Source organism: Acinetobacter sp. PC34, from assembly GCF_051789135.1.
In the GTDB taxonomy this organism is placed as follows: Bacteria; Pseudomonadota; Gammaproteobacteria; order Pseudomonadales; family Moraxellaceae; genus Acinetobacter; species Acinetobacter johnsonii.
In genome coordinates this window covers 1-20604 of the sequence record NZ_CP196664.1, presented here as the reverse complement: position 1 = coordinate 20604, position 20604 = coordinate 1, and the positions used below count along the sequence as shown (strand labels likewise).

17 protein-coding genes are annotated in these 20604 nt (G+C 42.1%); 7 read left to right on the top strand and 10 right to left on the bottom strand.

Features of this window, described 5'->3' with window-relative positions:
- Nucleotides 1-4 precede the first annotated feature (4 nt).
- Entirely contained in the window at nt 5-553 is a 549-nt protein-coding gene (locus tag ACSC9N_RS00085; protein ID WP_058951460.1) for a hypothetical protein, read from the top strand.
- Nucleotides 554-689: 136 nt separating this feature from the next.
- Here the strand turns inward: ACSC9N_RS00085 and ACSC9N_RS00080 are convergent, their stop codons facing one another.
- Nucleotides 690-917, bottom strand: a complete 228-nt coding sequence (locus ACSC9N_RS00080; protein ID WP_039890835.1) for a hypothetical protein — start codon at nt 915-917, stop codon at nt 690-692.
- A gap of 922 nt (nt 918-1839) precedes the next feature.
- Here ACSC9N_RS00080 and grpE point away from each other — a divergent pair.
- The 5 genes from grpE (at nt 1840) to ACSC9N_RS00055 (ending at nt 6873) form a co-directional block, all read left to right on the top strand.
- Entirely contained in the window at nt 1840-2388 is a 549-nt protein-coding gene (gene grpE / locus ACSC9N_RS00075; protein ID WP_058951459.1) for a nucleotide exchange factor GrpE, read from the top strand.
- Between the two features lie 119 nt (nt 2389-2507).
- Nucleotides 2508-4448 carry a molecular chaperone DnaK gene (dnaK, locus tag ACSC9N_RS00070; protein WP_058951458.1) on the top strand — a complete coding sequence of 647 codons (1941 nt, stop codon included), beginning with the start codon at nt 2508-2510 and terminating at the stop codon, nt 4446-4448.
- A gap of 116 nt (nt 4449-4564) precedes the next feature.
- A complete protein-coding gene (locus ACSC9N_RS00065) occupies nt 4565-5389 on the top strand; it encodes an OXA-211 family carbapenem-hydrolyzing class D beta-lactamase OXA-652 (RefSeq protein WP_058951457.1) in 825 nt (274 codons plus the stop codon).
- An 82-nt stretch (nt 5390-5471) separates the two neighbouring features.
- Entirely contained in the window at nt 5472-6383 is a 912-nt protein-coding gene (locus ACSC9N_RS00060; RefSeq protein ID WP_159151798.1) for a matrixin family metalloprotease, read from the top strand.
- Nucleotides 6384-6498: 115 nt separating this feature from the next.
- Nucleotides 6499-6873 (top strand): hypothetical protein, encoded by a 375-nt coding sequence (locus tag ACSC9N_RS00055; protein ID WP_005401765.1) that lies wholly within the window; start codon nt 6499-6501, stop codon nt 6871-6873.
- Nucleotides 6874-6932: 59 nt separating this feature from the next.
- Here the strand turns inward: ACSC9N_RS00055 and erpA are convergent, their stop codons facing one another.
- From erpA to ACSC9N_RS00035, 4 genes are all read right to left on the bottom strand, one after another.
- Nucleotides 6933-7268, bottom strand: a complete 336-nt coding sequence (gene erpA, locus ACSC9N_RS00050; RefSeq protein WP_004697409.1) for an iron-sulfur cluster insertion protein ErpA — start codon at nt 7266-7268, stop codon at nt 6933-6935.
- A 118-nt stretch (nt 7269-7386) separates the two neighbouring features.
- Nucleotides 7387-8388 (bottom strand): putative solute-binding protein, encoded by a 1002-nt coding sequence (locus ACSC9N_RS00045; protein WP_371746435.1) that lies wholly within the window; start codon nt 8386-8388, stop codon nt 7387-7389.
- A 229-nt stretch (nt 8389-8617) separates the two neighbouring features.
- Complete coding sequence (locus tag ACSC9N_RS00040; RefSeq protein ID WP_058951454.1) at nt 8618-9628, bottom strand: putative solute-binding protein; 1011 nt, start codon at nt 9626-9628, stop codon at nt 8618-8620.
- A 254-nt stretch (nt 9629-9882) separates the two neighbouring features.
- Entirely contained in the window at nt 9883-10893 is a 1011-nt protein-coding gene (locus tag ACSC9N_RS00035; protein WP_058951453.1) for a putative solute-binding protein, read from the bottom strand.
- Between the two features lie 232 nt (nt 10894-11125).
- Between ACSC9N_RS00035 and ACSC9N_RS00030 the strand changes: the two genes are divergently transcribed.
- A complete protein-coding gene (locus ACSC9N_RS00030) occupies nt 11126-13066 on the top strand; it encodes an ATP-binding cassette domain-containing protein (protein ID WP_058951452.1) in 1941 nt (646 codons plus the stop codon).
- A 639-nt stretch (nt 13067-13705) separates the two neighbouring features.
- On the opposite strand, the gene ACSC9N_RS00025 is transcribed toward ACSC9N_RS00030, so the two are convergent.
- The 5 genes from ACSC9N_RS00025 to dnaA all read right to left on the bottom strand — a co-directional run bounded on the left by ACSC9N_RS00025 (nt 13706) and on the right by dnaA (nt 20504).
- Nucleotides 13706-14074 carry a hypothetical protein gene (locus tag ACSC9N_RS00025; protein ID WP_004977712.1) on the bottom strand — a complete coding sequence of 123 codons (369 nt, stop codon included), beginning with the start codon at nt 14072-14074 and terminating at the stop codon, nt 13706-13708.
- A gap of 169 nt (nt 14075-14243) precedes the next feature.
- Nucleotides 14244-16715, bottom strand: a complete 2472-nt coding sequence (gyrB, locus tag ACSC9N_RS00020) for a DNA topoisomerase (ATP-hydrolyzing) subunit B (protein WP_058951451.1) — start codon at nt 16713-16715, stop codon at nt 14244-14246.
- A gap of 52 nt (nt 16716-16767) precedes the next feature.
- On the bottom strand, nt 16768-17850 hold the full coding sequence (gene recF, locus ACSC9N_RS00015; protein ID WP_395474970.1) for a DNA replication/repair protein RecF: 1083 nt from the start codon (nt 17848-17850) through the stop codon (nt 16768-16770).
- A gap of 15 nt (nt 17851-17865) precedes the next feature.
- On the bottom strand, nt 17866-19014 hold the full coding sequence (gene dnaN, locus ACSC9N_RS00010) for a DNA polymerase III subunit beta (protein WP_004977721.1): 1149 nt from the start codon (nt 19012-19014) through the stop codon (nt 17866-17868).
- A 110-nt stretch (nt 19015-19124) separates the two neighbouring features.
- Nucleotides 19125-20504: a chromosomal replication initiator protein DnaA gene (gene dnaA, locus ACSC9N_RS00005; protein ID WP_004697428.1), complete on the bottom strand. Its 1380-nt coding sequence runs from the start codon at nt 20502-20504 to the stop codon at nt 19125-19127.
- Between the last annotated feature and the right edge of the window lie 100 nt (nt 20505-20604).

Sequence of the window (20604 nt, the reverse complement as noted above, 5' to 3'; positions counted from 1 at the left end):
TGCCATGACTAAAAAAATAATATTCCTCTCACTCATCAGCACCTTGTTTGTTGGTTGTGTGGCTTTTCCTGAGGATGGCTATTATGACGGACGCTATGACCACCGCTATGATTATGACGATCGACGCTACGACCAGCATGATCGCTATGAACGTGAACGAGACCGCCAACGTTGGGAATACCAACAACGACAAAACCGCATTGAACGCGAACGCCGCGAGGCAGACCGAAACCGTCAAAGACATACTGAATGGGAACGCCAAAACCGCGAACAAGAACGGCAACGTATTGAAGCTGAGCGCAAACGGATCGCTCATCAACGTCATCAAGACTGGCAACAGAAAAAGCGTGAGCAAGAGCGATTAAACCAAGAACGTAAACGTTATGATGCTGAGCGTCAGCAACGACAAAATGCCGAACGCAAACGTCGTGAGCAAGAGCGTCAACGAACTGAAGATCGACGTAAACAATCCAATAACGATCGTAAGCAACGTACCGATGATCAACGCCGCGATCAAAACAAAGGTTGGGATAACTCACGTCAAGAGCGATAAAATCGTCATCGCACATCAGACTGATGAAATAACACGGCTGAACAGCTTTAGTGATTTATCCTATAAAAAAAGACCTTCACGGCATCCTGTGAAGGTCTTTAACAAAGCGAGTGTAAGAGAAGTTCTCTTTTAAGCTTTATTGTTGTGTTGTCGCAGGTGTAGATTGGATGGGTTCAATCTGAGCCGCAGGATCTGCTTGAACCTCGACTCCAGCACTCCCCTCAACGGTTGCTGTTGCATCCGGTGCAGTGGTCACTTGAGCGGACTCAGGCGCTGTATTGGTTTCATTTGAGCTACAGCCCACAATGGCAAATGCTGAACCTAAAAGCGCTAGAGACAATAGTGCAGTTTTCTTATTTAACATTCTTTCATTTCCTTTTACGTCATACAAAATAGCAAAGCCAAACTTTGCCCTGCCTATCTTTGTCAAATCCGAAAACTTTTACACACGTGCTGAGTTGTAGTTTTTGCAGACTCGAGTACAACTTGTGCAATTTTTTATTAATTGCGCACAAATACCGCCTTAGCACTACATCTCCACAGCAGCTCAAGTTAATATGCTGATTCTGCATTATTTCTTTCTTCGGTGAGCAGCATAAATAGGAACTCTATGCTTAGACCATCAACTCTTCAGTATTGCAGAACTCTTGTATGCTGATACACGATTAAATAATGTTATTTTTAAAGTTTAAGCAAAAAAAGCTTAACCCAAAGCGGATTAAGCTCGAGAAAGCATACAAAAATAAAGAAACCACAGCCTTAAAAATCGAATTTTGAGCGCAAAGCTGGAAGCATCCTGACAGCATTATACCTTTGCACTGAATAAAGTACTTTTGGGAGACGTATTATTCAAAAACCTAAATCTCTAAATTAGGAAGATTTCCCCAAGCTATGCAAATAGGTCCCAGTCACCATACTTTGCTCTCTCCACAAAGTATGATCACCGCTGATGAACTCATTATGTGGTCAAGCGAAAAATTAGTAAAACAGATAAATTTAATTAAAATAATTCAATGTAACGATTAGACTTTTTCAACATAAAAAAACTAAAGCAGGATTGGAAATGGACCTTCAGACAGAATAAGTGCCAAGAAAGCCTGATTTCAGCAAATTTTTACCAAAAATAAATGAATTAATCACTGAAGCCGCTTGAATTTTTGGCTGTTGCCCCGACCTTTTATAGTAATCCTGAATTCAATGACGCATGGCAGTTCAGATTAACCCAGTTAACACTGATGCCTGAAGGACTGTACATGTTTAAGAACCCATTTAAACGGAGTAAATCAATGGCGACTGAGCACAATCAAGAAGCTCAAGATCTAGGGCAAGAGCAAGCGGATTCACAAACAGCGCAAACTCAAGCTGAAACGGAGCAAGCTGAAGTTTCAGTTGAGGATTTACAAGCTCAAATTACCAATCTTGAAGAAAGCCTAAAGCTTGAAAAAGCACGCACTGCAAATGCTGTATACGAAGCACAAAAAAGTGTAGAGCGTATTCAACGTGAATCCGATAAGCATAAAGACACCGTTCTCGAAAAATTCGCAAAAGAGTTACTTGACTCAGTGGATAATTTAGAACGTGCCCTTAGCGCATCGGGTGAGGAAAAAACACCAATGTTTGAAGGTGTGGAACTAACGTTGAAATCGCTACTGACTGCACTGGAAAAATTTGGTGTGGTCGCAGTTGATACAGCAAATGGTTTCAATGCGGACTTGCATCAAGCAGTCGGGATTGATCCAAATGCAAAAGCCAACGAGATCGGAACGGTATTACAAAAAGGTTATACCTTAAATGGTCGTTTGCTTCGTCCAGCAATGGTCATGGTTGGCGCATAAACTCTATAAATTCGAGAGTTTGTAAAATTTTTTCTTGATTATCACTTGAAAAAAATTGAACGGCTCTCATATCGAATAACAAGCAAAAACATTGCAAAAATTTTTGAGGAATCATCCAAATGGCTAAAATCATTGGTATTGACTTAGGTACAACAAACTCTTGCGTCGCTGTACTTGAAGGCGACAAAGTTAAAGTGATCGACAACGCTGAAGGTGCACGTACAACACCATCGATTATTGCGTATAAAGATGGCGAAATCTTGGTGGGTCAGTCTGCAAAACGTCAAGCAGTGACTAACCCTAAAAACACATTATTCGCAATCAAACGTTTGATCGGTCGTAAGTATCAAGACCAAGCAGTTCAAAAGGACATCGGTCTTGTCCCTTACAAAATCATCAAAGCTGACAATGGTGATGCTTGGGTTGAAGTAAACGACAAGAAACTTGCACCACAACAAATCTCTGCTGAAATCTTGAAAAAGATGAAGAAAACTGCAGAAGATTACTTAGGTGAGACAGTAACTGAAGCGGTGATTACCGTTCCTGCTTACTTTAACGATGCACAGCGTCAAGCAACTAAAGATGCGGGTAAAATCGCAGGTTTAGAAGTTAAACGTATCATCAACGAACCAACGGCTGCTGCACTTGCGTTCGGTATGGACAAAAAAGAAGGCGACCGTAAAATCGCAGTTTATGACTTAGGTGGTGGTACTTTTGACGTATCTATCATTGAAATCGCTGATCTTGATGGCGACCAACAAATTGAAGTGTTATCAACTAACGGTGATACCTTCCTTGGCGGTGAAGACTTCGATAACGCTTTAATCGAGTTCTTGGTTGAAGAGTTCAAGAAAGAACAAAACTTCAACTTGAAACAAGATCCACTTGCATTACAACGTTTGAAAGAAGCAGCTGAAAAAGCAAAAATCGAGCTTTCTTCGTCAAATGCAACTGAAATTAACCTTCCGTACATCACGGCTGATGCGACTGGTCCTAAACATTTAGTGATTAACGTAACACGTGCAAAACTTGAAGGTTTAGTGGCTGATTTAGTTGAACGTACAATCGAACCTTGCCGCATTGCGCTTAAAGATGCTGGTCTTTCAACAAGCGACATCTCTGACGTAATCTTGGTGGGTGGTCAATCTCGTATGCCACTTGTACAACAAAAAGTACAAGAGTTCTTCGGCCGTGAACCACGTAAAGACGTGAACCCTGACGAAGCGGTAGCAATGGGTGCTGCAATTCAAGGTGCGGTATTGTCTGGTGACAAAACTGACGTACTTCTTCTTGACGTTACTCCGTTGACACTTGGTATCGAAACCATGGGTGGCGTGTTAACAGCAATTATTGAGAAAAACACCACGATTCCTGCGAAGAAATCTCAAGTGTTCTCAACTGCTGCGGACAACCAACCTGCTGTAGACATTTCTGTGTTCCAAGGTGAACGTAAAATGGCACAGCAAAACAAATTGTTAGGTAACTTCCAATTAGGCGACATTCCACCTGCTCCACGTGGTGTGCCACAAATTGAAGTATCGTTCGACATTAACGCTGATGGTATCTTGAAAGTATCTGCGAAAGATAAGAGCACTGGTAAAGAGCAATCAATCCAGATTAAAGCAAACTCAGGTTTGTCTGATGCTGAAATCGAAGCAATGATCAAAGATGCTGAAGCGAATGCTGAAGAAGACCGTAAGTTCGAAGAACTTGCGAAAGCACGTAACGAAGCGGATGCATTGGTATCTTCTGCTCAAAAAGCAGTAAAAGATCTAGGCGAGCAAGTAACTGCTGACGAAAAAACTGCTGTTGAAACTGCTGTTGCTGAGCTTGAAACTTCGACTAAAGAAAATGATGTAGAAGACATCAAAGCGAAAACTGAAGCACTTCAAAACATCATCATGCCGATCACGCAACGCGCTTATGAAGCTGCGCAAGGTCAAGGCGGTGCTGAAGGGTTCGACCCGAATGCATTCGGTGGTGAAGCTGGTCAACAACAAAAAGCGGACGATGGCGTTGTAGATGCTGAGTTCACTGAAGTAAAAGATGACAAAAAATAATTTGTCTCTTTAATAAAAAAACCGCGCTTAGGCGCGGTTTTTTTATTACCTAAATATTGTTGTTTCACATTCCACTTTTACATTAGGCTGATAAAAAATTTAGATCTCAGCCTTCAATGAAAAATTTACAGTTGGGACTCATCGTCCTCATTACAACCTTCGGTTCCGCATGTACAACAATAAGCCCCTCCGTAGAAACAGCTAAAAACCAACATCAGCAAAGCGCGCAGCAGCAGATCCAACAAGCCTTCGATCAACTCCAAACCACTGGGGTGATTGTCATTAAGGACAAGTATGGCTTACACAGCTACGGCAATGACTTGAGCCGTGCTCAGACACCCTATGTACCGGCCTCTACCTTTAAAATGCTGAATGCCTTAATCGGACTAGAACATGGTAAAGCAACCAGCACCGAGGTGTTTAAATGGGATGGTCAAAAGCGTAGTTTCCCTGCCTGGGAAAAAGACATGACTTTAGGGCAAGCCATGCAAGCATCTGCTGTTCCCGTTTATCAGGAGCTTGCACGGCGCATTGGTCTAGACCTGATGCAAAAAGAAGTACAGCGCATTGGATATGGCAATCAACAGATTGGCACCGTTGTCGATAATTTTTGGTTAGTCGGTCCACTGCAAATTACACCTGTTCAAGAAGTCCTTTTTGTAGAGAAGCTGGCCAATACACAACTCGCTTTTGAGCCAGATGTGCAACATACCGTACAAGACATGTTGCTGATTGAACAAAAACCGAATTATAAACTCTACGCCAAATCTGGTTGGGGCATGGACCTAGAACCGCAAGTGGGCTGGTGGACAGGCTGGGTCGAAACAGCAACAGGTGAAAAAGTGTATTTTGCTTTGAATATGCAGATGAAAACAGGAATTTCAGCCAGCGTGCGTGAGCAACTGGTCAAACAAAGTCTAACAGCACTGGGGATAATTTAAGCCCCCAGAGAAGACGCATTTTTTATGTTGCAAAGGTATTTTTTACGCTAAAGTAGCTAAAAATAAAGATATATGAAGAAATATGCGTCAAAGTCTCTTGTTTGCTTTACTGGGCTTTTTAGGGTTGATTCTGTATCAAAATATACAACAGCCCCAGCTGCGTCTCAACCCACTGCTGGATCGGCTCACCCATCCTTTCGATCAGCGTATTCGCTATCGTATTGCGGAAGTCGATCCACGTTTTGCTCTTAGTGAACATGAGTTAAAGCAGATTAGCCAGCAAGCCACGGACATTTGGAAACAGGGTTTGGGCCAAGACTACTTTGTCTATGACCCTAATGCTCGGCTCAGTATTCGACTCATTTATGACCAGCGTCAAGATGAGTCGTTACAACGCCGCGATCAACTGTCTAAACTGACACAAAATGAACACGGGCTGAGTCAAAAAAATAATGAACTCAAAGCCATGCAACAAAATCTGGCACGTCACTCAGGGGCCTTAGATGTGCAAAAACAGAGTCTACAAGAACTTAGCCAAAACTATAATGCCATGATCCGTCAGTATAACCAGCACGGCGGAGTTCCTGCTTCGCAGCAAGCGGCCGTACAACAGAGTTTAGCGCAGCTGCATCAACAGCAACACGTTTTAGACCAACAAATTACCAGCTTTAATCTGCAAGTGAATGCCTACAACCAAAAGGTAGATGAGCTGAACCGTTTGGATCAAGGTCACAATCTGGCCATCGACCAGTTCAACCAGCGCTTTCAACCTCGTTTATTTGATAAAGGACTGTTCAATGGGCGTGAAATTCATATTTATGAGTTTGAGTCCAAAGAAGACTTACGTATGACTTTAGCACATGAATTTGGCCATGCCCTCGGCATGAAACATCATAATGATCCGAAAGCCCTGATGTACCCAATGCTAGAAGAGCAAGACATGCAGCATTTTCGTTTACAAAGTGCCGATATTGCGTTGTTTAATGCCCGTTGAAGTGATGGATTGCTAAAAACAATTCCCTAATTTCAATATGTGTATAAAATACAATCACAGCACATCTTGACTCGGGTTCGTGTTATTGTAAATAATTGAATATCCACTAGAAGCTTTGGAGACGAATGTGAGTTACTACCATATCTTAATCGAAGTAAATGACCACATCAGTACGATTGAAGAAACTCGTGATATCGAAATCTTTGATATTGTTGAGATTCAACCTTATCTCCATTCTATTCTATTGCCCTATTTTAATGAGCAGCTGTTAGAACTTGAAGATGAAAATTTAGAGTTTAAGGATGTTTTACACCTAGAAGTGAAACAGACGCTTTTACCAATCAATGACTTGATCGAAGAAGAACAGAAACTGTTACCGAGTGACACCGATGTCACCATTACTGCCTATGAAGTTTTTAATAACCGTGACTTAAGCCAAGATGTCACCACGATTATTTTTGACTTACTCGATGCAATTAAACTCGATTGAAAGTGAATGATTGCACATAAAAAGCCCTCATGATGAGGGCTTTTTTAATCAGATCAGGTTTAGATCGAGAAAGATGAACCACAACCACAGGTCGTTGTTGCATTTGGGTTTTGCACGATGAAACGTGAACCTTCTAAACCTTCAATATAATCCACCACTGAACCGACCAAATATTGATAACTCAATGAGTCAACCAACATTTTCACATCACCATTGATAAATTCTGCATCGTCTTCATTTTGGTTTTCAGCAAAGTTAAAACCATAAGAAAAACCTGAACAACCACCGCCCGTGACATATACACGAAGCATTAAATCTTGATTACCTTCACTGTCACGTAATTGACGTACTTTATTTGCGGCATTGTCGCTTAGTTCAAGTGCTTGGGCATTCATCTTAGATTCCTCAGTTCGGTTCAGCTGTCTTTCAAATCAAAAAGACCATATTTCGAGTATAGCATACTCAATATATGGTCCCTATTTGAATATTTAAAGTCAAATCAGACTAATTTTCTCAAGATTGTTTGTAATTTTCATCCTGTAGTCCACATTCAAAGTTTTTCGCCGCTTGCTTACAACGGAATTGCCATAACAGTTTCATCATTCGCTTATCGTAAATACCGCGGTTGGTGAGATCAATTCGTGCTTCCCGCATCATCTTTTGATAACCCGGTTGATCTGCAGCGGGCACCTGCATCCAATATTTTTGCGGAATTTCAGCTTTCATTTTACCCAAAATACCGAATGCACGCGGCAGCTGGCCTTTGACCCATTCCCGTGATTTTTGTCCATAACCTGCAGGGAATTTATCTGGACGAATAATGATATTACCTGTGACCTGTAAAATCGGATAATTTACAATCGCCCCTTTCGTCCCCAAGCCTTTATGTAACTCTAAGGGCTTAAAAACCGCAGCAGGCGCACCAATAATATCGACTTGACCGTTATTAAACTTTGCACCAAAGTTCGTGACATCGGCACTCACAGCTTGCGCACCAATTTGTTGAACCATGACTTTTTGCGCTTGATCATAGTCTAAAACCGCAATTTTCTTGCCTGCGGCTTTCGCTACGGTATTAATGCTACGGTCATTCACCAATAAAAAGGCGTCCCCCACAGGAATCACCCCTGCCAATTCATACTTGCCATTGACCATATGTTTAGCAAAAGTTGGGCTGGCCAAGCCTTGCATCACTTTAACCGCTAAATTGAGATCGGGCATCGCACCAATTGCGTCGAGTGAGCCTGTAAACGAATTAAATTGACGCCCACGCATGCCTGTAACACTAATGGCATCGCATTTTCCTGCTTTAAAATCCTCAGCAATCACGGCTTCGTTTTGTCCGACCCGCAGTTCAATATCCGCGCCCCAGTTTTTAGCCGCCAACTGATAATCTTTCATCAAGCTATATACATCACCATTTTTACCGACCAAGTCGAATACACAAACCACTTGTTTGGCCTGTGCCATCGCTGTTGCAGAAATGACTAATGTCCCGACACTGAGGCTTTTCATCCACTGTTTCATGTATCTTCCTTTTGACTTATTGTTGTTTATTGTGATGAGCCATTCACTTGTGCTCTTTGTTATTTTTAATGCCCCGAATGACACTTCACTCGGTTCAAAACCACTCATTTCCTACGCGCTATACAAATTAGCTGCGTCAAATCCATTTAAATCTGTCGCTTAAAAGCAAAAAAGAAAGCTCAATTAAACTGAGCTTTCTTTGATCACACTCGGCAAATTACTCACCGCCCAGTGAGCATTCAAAGTTGGCTTTATCCACCGAGCAACGGGCTTTTTTCAAGACCGACATCATTGCTGGATCATAAATGCCTCGTTTGGTCATATCCATCCGACCATCGCGCAGCATTTTTTGATATTTAGTTTTGTCTTCTGCTGTAAGATTCATTTTGTATTTTGCAGGAATGCCTGCTTCTAAACGACCAATCATTGCGATGCTTTTCGGTAGGTTTTTCACAAACCAATCTCGCGATTTTTGTCCAAAGCCTGCAGGGAATTGATCTGGGCGAATCACAAAGTCAGCTGTCACTTGTAGTACAGGGAAGTTAAACATTGCGCCGTTCGTGCCTAAACCTTTATAAATCTCTAAAGGTTTATAAGCATAAGCCGGTGCCCCGACCATATCGACTTGACCGTTATTAAACTTCGCCACAAAGTTAGACACATCGGAAATCACCGCTTGCGCACCGACGCGTTGCACCATGATTTTTTGGGCATCGTCATAGCCCAAGACTGCAAACTTTTTACCCGCCGCTTTTTCAATGGAATTAATACTTTTATCTCGTACAAAAATAAAAGCTGAACCTAAAGGTGCAATCCCTGCCACTTCATATTTTTTACCCCCAAGATTGGTCACCATTTTGGTCGCATTACGCTGATCTAATGCAAAAGTAATCGCACGTTGTGCAATGGCATTGCTTGGGGCACCGCCCAATGCATCAATAGAACCGACAAATTTATTGTACTGGCGCGCACGCATAGCGGTCATAAATACGCCATCACACTTGCCTGCTTTAAAGTCGTTGTCGGCAACGGCTTCATCTTGACGAGGGATTAAATTAATTTCAGCCCCCCAGCCTTTTGCCGCCAAAGCCCATTCTTGCGCCATTTGATACGACTCACCAGATTTGCCAAGCAAGTCAAATACACAGATGTCCACTTTAGCCGCTTGTGCTGTCGACGCTACACCCAAAGCAGAAAAAGCAGCGAGTGCGAGGGTTAATTTTTTCATTCTTGTGTCCTTGTTCGTTTTGTTGTTTGACAGGTGTCCATACACATGCAAAATATTAAGCAAGTTAAAATTAAAAAAATAGAGCATTTACTCAAAAATTACTGTCAATTGGGCAAATTTTTTTCTTTTCTCTCATTTTTATTTTCAAAGGATTTATAAAAACATTTTAAATTCATTATATTAAAATAAAAAGCCTGCATCATTCGTTTTACATGAATGATGCTTAATATTACAAAGAAATACAGATTTTCGCCTTATTCACCGCCCAATGAACATTCAAAGTTAGTGCGTTCAACCGTACAACGGGCTTTTTTCAGCACGCGCATCATGCCTGGGTCATAGACCCCTTGTTTGGTTAAATCAATGCGCCCTTCCCGTAGCAAGCGCTGATATTTTTCTTTGTCTTCTTTGCTGAGCTGCATTTTGATTTTACTGGGAATGGCAGCTTCAAGTCGCTGCACCATAGCAAAGGATTGCGGAATTTTTTGCAAAAACCATTGCCGTGATTGCTCGCCAAATTGAGCAGGAAAACGCTCGGGTCTGACAATTAAATCTGCAGTGACATTGACCACGGGAAAGTTAAGCATAGCCCCTTTAGAGCCTAGACCTTTTTCAATTTCTAAGGGTTTATACGCATATGCAGGTGCAGCAACTACATCGACTTCGCCTGTATTAAACTTTTTTATAAAGTTGGAAATATCCGACATCACAGGTACAGCGCCCACTCGCTCTACCATCACCCGTTGGGCCCGGTCATAATGCAGGATGGCAAATTTTTTACCTTGTGCTTTTTCGATGGTATTTAGACTTCGGTCTTTTACAAAAATATAGGCTGAACCAATCAAACCGATACCTGCCACTTCATAGTTTTCACCTTGTAATGTGGTGGTCATACGCTTGGTATTTCTAAGATCCAACACATATTCCACCGCCTTTTGTGCAATTTTATTGCTTGGCACTCCGCCTAAGGCATCAATCGAACCTGCGAACTTGTTATAGGTACGCGCGCGCATTGAGGTCATATACACCGCATCGCATTTATCATTTTGGAAGGCTTTATCGGCCAAGTCTTCGTCCTGAAACGAAATCAATTGTACCTGTGCACCCCATTTTTTACTGACCAAAGCCCATTCTTCTAAGAATTTATAAGATTCCCCTGCTTTACCTAATAGGTCGAAGACACACACCTGCTGCTTCGCTTGCACCATACTGGAGAAAGCGCATAGTGCTAGCGTCGATAAAATAAAAAATCCTTTTCTTTTCATTATTATCCCTTCATATTTTTTGTTTTACTGGGGAAATATATCTGTGTGCTATTCCTCAATATAGGTCAAAAAAGGTCAACTTTTAGCTTTCCGACCAAAGGTCAAATGGTTTCATCCTCCCCCTTATAAAGAAACGCTGAGAGATTTCAGTTCAGATAAATTTTGAATGTTTAGTCTTTTGCGGACGCATCCATTAGAATAGGCGCACCTTTTTCTGATATTTGATAGTTCCATGATTCAGCTTGATCAAGTTTCATTGCGCCGTGGTGGACGAGTGTTATTTCAAAAAGCCTCCATGCAAATCCATCCGGGTTGGAAAGTTGGTCTCACCGGTGTCAACGGTGCTGGAAAATCAACCCTGTTTGCTGCGCTCTTAGGCTCGATAGGTCCTGATGATGGCACCCTAAGCCGCCCTGCCGTATGGACGGTGGCGCACATGGCACAGGAAGTGAAAGCCTTAGATATGGCTGCAATTGATTTCGTCCTGACCGGTGATGAAGAATATTGGAACATTCAACAACAGCTCAACCATCCTGAACAGTTAACTGACACTGAACTGGCTGATTTACATGGCCGATTCGACGAAATTAACGGTTATTCCGCACCCGCTAAAGCCGCTCAGCTTATGGCGGGTCTGGGTTTTATGGAACATCAAAACCAACTCTTGGTTTCGAGTTTCTCTGGTGGATGGCGAATGCGTTTAAACTTAGCGCGTACTTTGATGAGCCGTTCAGATCTATTATTACTGGATGAACCGACCAACCACTTAGATCTCGATGCTATTTTATGGTTAGAAGATTGGTTAAATGCCTATACGGGCACCCTGATTTTAATTTCGCATGACCGTGATTTCTTAGATGCCATTACCAACCGTATTTTGCATATCGAAAATCAAGAACTCACCCTCTATAGCGGCAACTATTCCACCTTTGAAACCACTCGTGCTGAACGTTTAGCCCAACAACAACAAGCCTATGAAAAGCAGCTCGAAACACGGGCGCATATTCAAAAATATATTGATCGCTTTAAAGCCCAAGCCACTAAAGCGCGTCAGGCACAAAGCCGAATTAAACAACTGGAACGGATGCAGCTGCTTGCTCCTGCACATGTCGATACCCCATTTACCTTTAGCTTCCGTGAACCCACCAAAATGAGTTCACCACTGCTCACTCTAGAACAGGCTGATATTGGTTATGGCGACAAACTGATTGCCACCAATATCAACATACAAATCACCCCGACGAGCCGGATTGGCTTATTGGGGATGAATGGTGCAGGTAAATCAACTTTAATCAAATCCTTGGTCGGTGATTTACCTTTATTGGCAGGACAACGCAAAGCCTCAGAACTGCTGAATATTGGCTATTTTGCACAGCATCAAATGGATTCACTGGATGAGTCGGCCAGCCCAATGCTGCAATTGGCACGCATTGCGGATAAAAAAATCAGTGAAGCGACCTTACGTGCCTTTTTAGGCAGTTTCGGCTTTAGTGGCGAGCGAATGGATACCCCTTGCGAGAGTTTTTCTGGTGGTGAACGTGCCCGTTTGGCATTGGCTTTAATCGTGTGGTTACGTCCCAATGTCTTGATTCTAGATGAACCGACCAACCATTTAGACTTAGATATGCGCCATGCCTTAACCATGGCTTTACAAGACTATGAAGGTGCTGTGGTCTTGGTTTCACACGAACGCCAACTGATTGCCAGCGTATGTGATGACCTCATTTTAGTCCATGCTGGAAAATCGACCGAATTTGAAGGCGATCTACACGATTATGCCAACTGGTTACGCCAAGCGCGCCTAGAGATGATTAAACAAGGCGGAATCGTAGCGCCGATCGTGTCTAAAGTCAGCACTCAAAAAACCATCGTTTCAAAGGTTGATAAAGAAGCGCAGCGTAAATTAGCTGCACAGCGCCGTGAACAAACGCGTCCGATTCGTAAAAATATCGAAAAATGTGAAAGCCTACTGGAAAAACACCAGCCACGTTTACTCGAAATTGAAAGTTTACTCGGTGATGCTGGCCTATATGACGCTGCACGCAAAGATGAACTCATGAAACTGATGAATGAGCAAACCGAACTTAAAAACCAAGTCAGTGAAGCTGAAGAACAAATGCTAGAGCTGATGATGGAACTTGAAGAGCTCGAAAGCTCATTCGAAAACGAATAATCTTTCCTCATACACCCTGCCCGCTCTGTTTATGCATGGCGGGCATTTTTATGTCTTAACCATTTTGATTGATTTACTTTGCTGCAACACCAATCGATCTCGAAAAACGTGCCTTTTCGGTCTATGCATATAACTCAATAGGAAATGCACCCAAATAGTCTGAGCATTTTAAGAAATCATAAGTGATTGAAATTAAAATTATTTCTTAATAAATAAATCAATAAATTGATTGTTTCTTATTGTTTAGATATTCTTAAAAAGCAAAAAATTAGATTGTTTAATTTAGCTTAATTAATTGAATATTCAACTATATACAGCCCTATTTCCATGCATTTCACAGCTTAAAGCCAAATACAACCTTCACAACAGACAGCGAATATCCATCATGTTCAGACACGCACCTTTCAACACAACAAGTTTTGAATTTAAAAAGAGGGAATCAATTTAAAAGATCCGATTTAAATTTAAAAAATAACGCATGGTTTTAAATTTAAAACCACACTTAAAGCAGCTGTGGATAAAATTATACGTATTTTAGCAACTGATATAAAGTGCTATTTTTATTTATCCACAGGCTAATGTTGTTTATTTATTCAGTTGTTTTAGGCAAATCCATCCTCTTTTTTGCGCTCTTTTTCCTTAATTTAATACAGCTCTTTGCGCCTTTAAAAAACGTAATTCTTGTATTTTCCATCCCTGATCGAAGACCCATGTTTCTTGGATTTGTTGGCGATTTTCAACCAAACCGATCAAGACCTGACAGCGTGTTTGGTCACGATCAAACTCAAATTCTTCAAATTCGACGTCGGGTTTTTGAGGTTTCCAAACGCCATTTTTCACAGCATGCGCGATCTTTTCATAGCGCGTATAGTTACTCTCTACACGATCAGCTTGTTCATAGACCACTTTAAAATGCTCATCTTCATATTGAGCTAAAACCTCATAATTACCTGTAAAAAAAGCATTCACCCAAATGTCGCGTACTTGTTCTAGTTGGTTATCCATCATAATGACCTCACATTTTGCACTGTGCAAAAGACTTGATACTCACATCATGACATCGCTATAAGTCAGTTTAATAACAGTGTGCACTGCTTATATTTTATTCAAAATCATAAAAAATGCTGTAAAAAAAAGCACCCCGTAGGGTGCTTTTTTGGCTTATTTTGTAAAGCGCTTAGGCATCAATGTCCGCATTCAATGCATTTTCCTCAATGAATGCACGACGTGGTTCCACATCGTCACCCATCAAACAAGAGAACATACGATCGGCTTCAATCGCATCCTGAATGGTAACTTGCAACATGTTGCGGTTTTCAGGATCCATGGTGGTTTCCCAAAGCTGGTCCGCATTCATCTCACCCAAGCCTTTATAGCGTTGAATCATCATGCCACGACGCGAATCAGACAAAATATGCTGCCATACCTGATGGAAGTTAGTGACTGCAATCTTGCGATCACCTTTTTGTAGGTATGCGCCATCTTCCAACAACGTGAACCAACTCTTGGAGTTTTTCAACAAACGTGCATATTCACCAGAACCCAATAAGCCTGCATCTAATAAGTAGCTGTGCGGCAGATTGTGTACATAGATGGTGATACGAGGCAAGTAAGTCTCGATCTTTTGACCATCTGCCAGTTCTTTTTCAAACGCTTCTAAGCTTAACTCAGGACGCAAGCTCGGTTGAATCTCTGCCACAGCACTGCGCACTTGTTCAGCCCACTGCTCAACATAAGCTCGGTCATGGTTTTGATCAAGCTTAAAGCCTTCAACCGAAATCAACGCATCTAAGACACTGGCAGGATAACGCACAGTTAAACGCTGTAAGCTCTTCTGAGACGTTTGATAGTCTGCAATCACATTCGCTAAAGCTTCACCACGGATTGCAGGTGCCGCATCGCTGATGTGCAATTCAAGCTCATCAATCGCATTTGAAATTAAATAGGTTTCAAGCGCATCATTATCTTTAAGATACTGCTCTTGCTTGCCTTTTTTCAGCTTATACAGCGGTGGCTGAGCAATATAGATATAACCACGCTCCACCAGCTCAGGCATTTGACGGAAGAAGAAGGTCAACAATAGGGTACGAATGTGCGAACCATCCACGTCAGCATCGGTCATGATGATGATTTTGTGATAACGCAATTTGTCCGGATTGTACTCTTCACGACCAATACCACAACCCAATGCTGTAATCAGCGTGCCGACTTCTTGAGATGAAATCATCTTGTCAAAACGCGCACGTTCCACGTTTAAGATTTTACCTTTCAACGGTAAAATCGCTTGCATCTTACGGTTACGGCCTTGTTTTGCTGAACCGCCTGCAGAGTCACCCTCGACCAGATACAATTCAGATAATGCAGGGTCTTTTTCTTGGCAATCTGCGAGCTTACCTGGTAAGCCTGCAATGTCTAACGCACTTTTACGACGCGTCATTTCACGCGCTTTACGTGCTGCATCACGAGCACGTGCCGCATCAATGATTTTTCCTGCAATTGATTTTGCAGCTTGCGGGTTTTCAAGCAAATATTCAGAGAATGATTTATTCATTGCCTGCTCAACCGCAGGTTTCACTTCACTTGAAACCAACTTTTCTTTGGTCTGAGAAGAGAACTTCGGATCAGGCACTTTCACTGAAACAATCGCAGTTAAACCTTCACGTGCATCATCACCAGAAACCGCTACTTTCTCTTTTTTGAGTAAGTTTTCGTTTTCCATGTAGCTGTTTAGACCACGCGTTAATGCCGCACGGAAACCCGCTAAATGCGTTCCACCATCTTTTTGTGGAATGTTGTTGGTAAAGCAACGTACGTTTTCTTGATAGGTATCATTCCACTGCAACGCCACTTCAACACCAATGCCATTTTCAGCCTGTACGGTGAAATGGAAAATGTCGTTCAGATGGGTTTTGCCTTGGTTAATATATTTCACAAACTCAGACAGACCGCCTTCGTAGTCAAACACATGTTCTGCATGAATACGCTCGTCACGCAAAACTATGCGCACGCCCGCGTTTAAGAAAGACAATTCACGTAAACGACGCGCTAGAATATCGACATTGAAAATGGTTTGGCTAAAAGTTTCAGCACTTGGCCAAAAACGGACAGTTGTTCCTGTGGTATCCGTATCCCCCACAACAGTCAGTGGGTAAACCGGATCACCGTGTTTATATTCTTGTTGATGAATATGACCTGCACGATGAATCGTCAGTTCCAACTTACGTGACAAGGCATTCACAACCGATACGCCTACACCATGTAGACCACCTGAAACCTTGTAGCTATTGTCATCAAATTTACCGCCTGCGTGCAGAATGGTTAAAATCACTTCTGCGGCAGAAACCCCTTCTTCAGGGTGAATATCGGTCGGAATACCGCGCCCATTGTCCGATACACTTACAGATTCATCTTCGTGAATCGTCACCAAAATTTCATCACAGTGACCTGCAAGCGCCTCATCGATCGCATTATCCACCACCTCAAACACCATATGGTGTAAGCCTGAACCATCATCCGTATCGCCAATATACATACCCGGACGTTTACGTACTGCGTCCAATCCACGTAATACTTTGATACTAGAGGAATCATAAGCTTTTTCTGTGGTTTGTTCCGTTTGAGAAGCAGCTTGTTGATCTTCTGAACTCATGGTTTCTCCCTAGCGAAAAATAGGTCTATCCCGTGATGGGTAAAATCTAAAATCATTGTGCGACAACTTGAACTTGACCGTTTTCAACACAGAATAATTGATAAGAAATAGATAAATCATGTAAGTGATTTTTGACTGATTCATACTCTAAAGTGGTAATAAAAACTTGACTACCCAGTTGGCTCAATCGCTCAATTAAACGTTGTTGTGCTGTTAAATCTAATTCTGCTGTCAGATCATCTAATAATACCACAGTTTCCTTATTACAAGCATGTAGCATTGCAATCTGTGACAGTTTTAAGGCTATGATTAACAGCTTTTTTTGTCCACGTGACAGTACGACATCAGCATCGCCAAGGCTTGTTTTTAAACGCAAATCTGCCTTGTGTGGACCATACTCGGTATAGCGCCGTTCAAGGTCTTTTTGATGATGACTTTGCAGGTCATTCAGTAACCCTAACTCGGTATGAAAGCCAGGGCTATATTCTAACTGAACCTCGATATCTGGCAGCAGGTGTTTTAAATCTTGCTCAAAAAAGCCCTTCCACTGCTCCACAATGCTGACGCGCTGCGAATGCAGCATTTCCCCATAATCACCAAGCATTTTGTTCCACGGCTCCAAATCTGCCAGACTTAGATTCCGTCGTGTTTTTAGTAAACTATTACGCTGTTTTAATGCCCGTGAATAATATTGCCATGCATGATAAAACTCAGGTTCCACGTGGAACATCAGCCAATCTAATAGTTGCCGTCTAGGCTTGGCACCATGATCAATAATATCGGTACTTTGCGGATCAATCAGTTGCAAAGGAAGGATTTTAGCTAATTGACCTTGAGTGGCAATATTGTCGCCATTGACCTTGATGAGCTGTTCACCAGACAACAGCTTTTGCATCCCTATTTTTTCAGAACTGGATTGGGCAAAGACAACCGCGTCTTGGGTATCGGTTTGAATATAGTGTTTCGGAATATGGGTGCGAAAGGAACGCCCTGTCGCCAGCAGATGAATGGCTTCTAAAATTGAGGTTTTACCTGAACCATTTTGTCCATAAAAAACATTAAACTGTTGCAATCCATGGAGAGCAACCGTTCTGAGATTTCGAACACGTTCGATGTTTAAACGCGTGATTTGCATGCCTAAACCTAGGGCTTAAACACGCATTGGCATGACCACATAGGTCTGATCTTGATGGGCTGGATCTTGCACTAGAACCGATTGATTTGCTTCGGTCATCGTCATTGATACATCATCACCATCCAATGCACCTAAAACTTCCAAGATGTATTGGGCATTAAAAGACATTTCCATTGGCGCATTATTATATTGAATCGCCAAATCTTCTACGGCTTCGTCTTGCTCTGGGTTATTGGCACGTAGCTGCAAAGTATCTGCGGCAAAGTTTAAGAACACACCACGTAGTTTTTCATTACTTAAAATCGAAACACGTTGTAAAGATTGCTTAAAGACATCATGTGCAATTAACACATTTTTATCCCCACCACGTGGAATCACACGACGATAATCAGGGAATTTACCGTCAATCAGTTTAGTGGTGAAACGAACCGTTGTATCCCCTTGTTCTTTGTCACGGCTGGCAATAGAAATGGTCACATTCAATAGTTCACGACCAATCAACAACGCCAATTGTTCATCTTCAATGCTCAATAAACGCTGTAGTTCACCCACCGCTTTACGTGGAACAATCGCTTGAATCAATTGAGTGGCATTTGAGCTAGCAACAGTTTCACACAGAGCTAAACGGTGGCCATCTGTGGTCACTGCACGCAGTTGATTATTATCAATTTCGAGCAAGGTTCCTGTGAGATAAAAACGTACATCCTGCACCGCCATAGCAAATGCAGTTTTTTCAAATAGACGCTTTAATTCACGCTGTGTCACCGCAACTTGCGTGCCTTGCGTGTTCTCTGTGGTCAATAACGGGTAATCTTCAGCGGGTAAAGTCCCCAACACAAAACGGCTATTACCGGACTTTAAGATACAACGTTGATCTTCAGTAATTTGTAGGTCTATCAGTGCTGCAGTCGGTAAAGATTTGCAAATATCCATCAGCTTACGTGCAGGAACTGTGGTTTCACCCGCTTGCAAACACGCCCCTTCCGCAAGCGTGGTACTTGCAACCAATTCGACCTCTAAGTCCGAACCTGTAATCGTCAACGACGCTTGGCTCACTTGCACTTTAACATTTGAAAGAATGTTTAAAGTATGGCGACGTTCAACCGCTCCTACGACATGTGATAGAACATTAAGTAAGCTTTCTTTCGCGATTTTTAAACGCACGATACATTCCTCGAAAAACTGAAGATAAAATAATAAATAAATGTGTTTTTAGCAGTGTACTATGCGGCAGAACATGCCGCATTGCAAGAATAGAATTTGAGCAATTTTGCTTAACTTTGCAGCAAGCGTTGCAAGTTTTTATAGTCCTCATTGAAGATCGGATCTTCATCGCGCAGACTTAAAACTTTTTCACAAGCATGCATGACGGTACTGTGATCTCGACCGCCAAAGGCCATACCAATTTCAGGGAAACTGTCTCCGGTTAGCTCCCGTGCCAAGCCCATTGCCAATTGGCGTGGACGAGCATAAATACGGGTCCGTTTAGGCCCAACCAACTCTTTGAGTGGGATTCTAAAGTACTCACTCACCACACGTTGAATATTTTCAGTACTGATGGTTCGTGCACGAATGGCCAAGACGTCTTTTAATGACTCACGCACAACATCCAAATCAATAGCTGTACCCTTAAAGCGTGAAATGGCCACCACTTTATTCAGCGCACCTTCCAATTCACGTACGTTTGCAACCACTTGTTGCGCAATAAATAACGCACAGTTTCGTGGTAATTCCACATCATTGCTTTCTGCTTTTTTCAGCAAAATTTCAATACGGGTTTCAATATCTGGTGGCTCAACCCCAACCGACAAGCCCCAAGAAAAGCGTGAAACCAAACGTGGATCTAATTCCGTTAATTCTTTTGGATAACGATCAGAAGTCAGAATAATTTGTTTTGATTCATCCAAAAGTGCGTTAAAAGTATAGAAAAACTCAACTAAACTCGCCTCTTTACCCGCCAGCAAATGAATATCATCGACCAACAATAGATCTAAAGATCGGCAATTTTTCTTAAATTCTTCTACTTTGCCTTGTTGTAAAGAACTAACAAAATCTTGAACAAAGCTTTCTGCCGTCATATACATGACACGTGCATTCGGTTTGGCTTGCAACAAGGCATTGCCCACTGCTTGCATTAAGTGTGTTTTACCCAATCCAGTCGGGCCATATAAAAATAAGGGATTGTGCTGAGAAGCACCTAACTGGGTTAAAACCTTACGACACGTTTCAGCAGCCATTTGGTTTGAACGACCTTCCACAAAAAGTGAGAAGGAAAATAAAGGATTTAACTGGCGTTTACGGCTGTTTTTAGAATTCCCCTCTTCTTTTTCTTTTTTCGGACGTACAACAGGTGCTGGAGCAGACTCTAAAGCCGCAGTCGTCGTTGCAGGTTGCTCACTCGCAGATAAAATTGCACCTGGGCGTGAGTCGACTAAAATTTCAACTTTACGTACACGCCCTTCAGAGAGCTGCTCCACTAAAATTGTAATCAGCTCTAGGTGATGTTCTTGAATGTAACGTGTCCAATAGGGATTCGGAGCATAAAGACGTAGTGTGTCATTTAACTCTTCTGCAACTAAAGGGCGTATCCACATTGTAAAGACATTCCCAGAGAGCTCTTGTCGCAAGCGAGTTAAGCAGTCCGTCCAAAGCATGTGAAACCCCTATTCATTCCATCGATAATTAATAAAAACACTATGTACCCACCGAAGCGGGTCGCCATTCTAACCAAGTTATCCACATCTGTCATGGAAA

Coding starts and splice junctions, on each gene's coding strand:
- ACSC9N_RS00025 (WP_004977712.1), bottom strand. CDS start 14,074: ATGATGGATAACCAACTAGAACAAGTACGCGACATTTGGGTGAATGCT.
- ACSC9N_RS00080 (WP_039890835.1), bottom strand. CDS start 917: ATGTTAAATAAGAAAACTGCACTATTGTCTCTAGCGCTTTTAGGTTCA.
- ACSC9N_RS00085 (WP_058951460.1), top strand. CDS start 5: ATGACTAAAAAAATAATATTCCTCTCACTCATCAGCACCTTGTTTGTT.
- gyrB (WP_058951451.1), bottom strand. CDS start 16,715: ATGAGTTCAGAAGATCAACAAGCTGCTTCTCAAACGGAACAAACCACA.
- ACSC9N_RS00035 (WP_058951453.1), bottom strand. CDS start 10,893: ATGAAAAGAAAAGGATTTTTTATTTTATCGACGCTAGCACTATGCGCT.
- grpE (WP_058951459.1), top strand. CDS start 1,840: ATGGCGACTGAGCACAATCAAGAAGCTCAAGATCTAGGGCAAGAGCAA.
- dnaK (WP_058951458.1), top strand. CDS start 2,508: ATGGCTAAAATCATTGGTATTGACTTAGGTACAACAAACTCTTGCGTC.
- ACSC9N_RS00060 (WP_159151798.1), top strand. CDS start 5,472: ATGCGTCAAAGTCTCTTGTTTGCTTTACTGGGCTTTTTAGGGTTGATT.
- recF (WP_395474970.1), bottom strand. CDS start 17,850: ATGCAAATCACGCGTTTAAACATCGAACGTGTTCGAAATCTCAGAACG.
- ACSC9N_RS00065 (WP_058951457.1), top strand. CDS start 4,565: ATGAAAAATTTACAGTTGGGACTCATCGTCCTCATTACAACCTTCGGT.
- ACSC9N_RS00030 (WP_058951452.1), top strand. CDS start 11,126: ATGATTCAGCTTGATCAAGTTTCATTGCGCCGTGGTGGACGAGTGTTA.
- erpA (WP_004697409.1), bottom strand. CDS start 7,268: ATGAATGCCCAAGCACTTGAACTAAGCGACAATGCCGCAAATAAAGTA.
- ACSC9N_RS00045 (WP_371746435.1), bottom strand. CDS start 8,388: ATGAAAAGCCTCAGTGTCGGGACATTAGTCATTTCTGCAACAGCGATG.
- ACSC9N_RS00040 (WP_058951454.1), bottom strand. CDS start 9,628: ATGAAAAAATTAACCCTCGCACTCGCTGCTTTTTCTGCTTTGGGTGTA.
- dnaA (WP_004697428.1), bottom strand. CDS start 20,504: ATGCTTTGGACGGACTGCTTAACTCGCTTGCGACAAGAGCTCTCTGGG.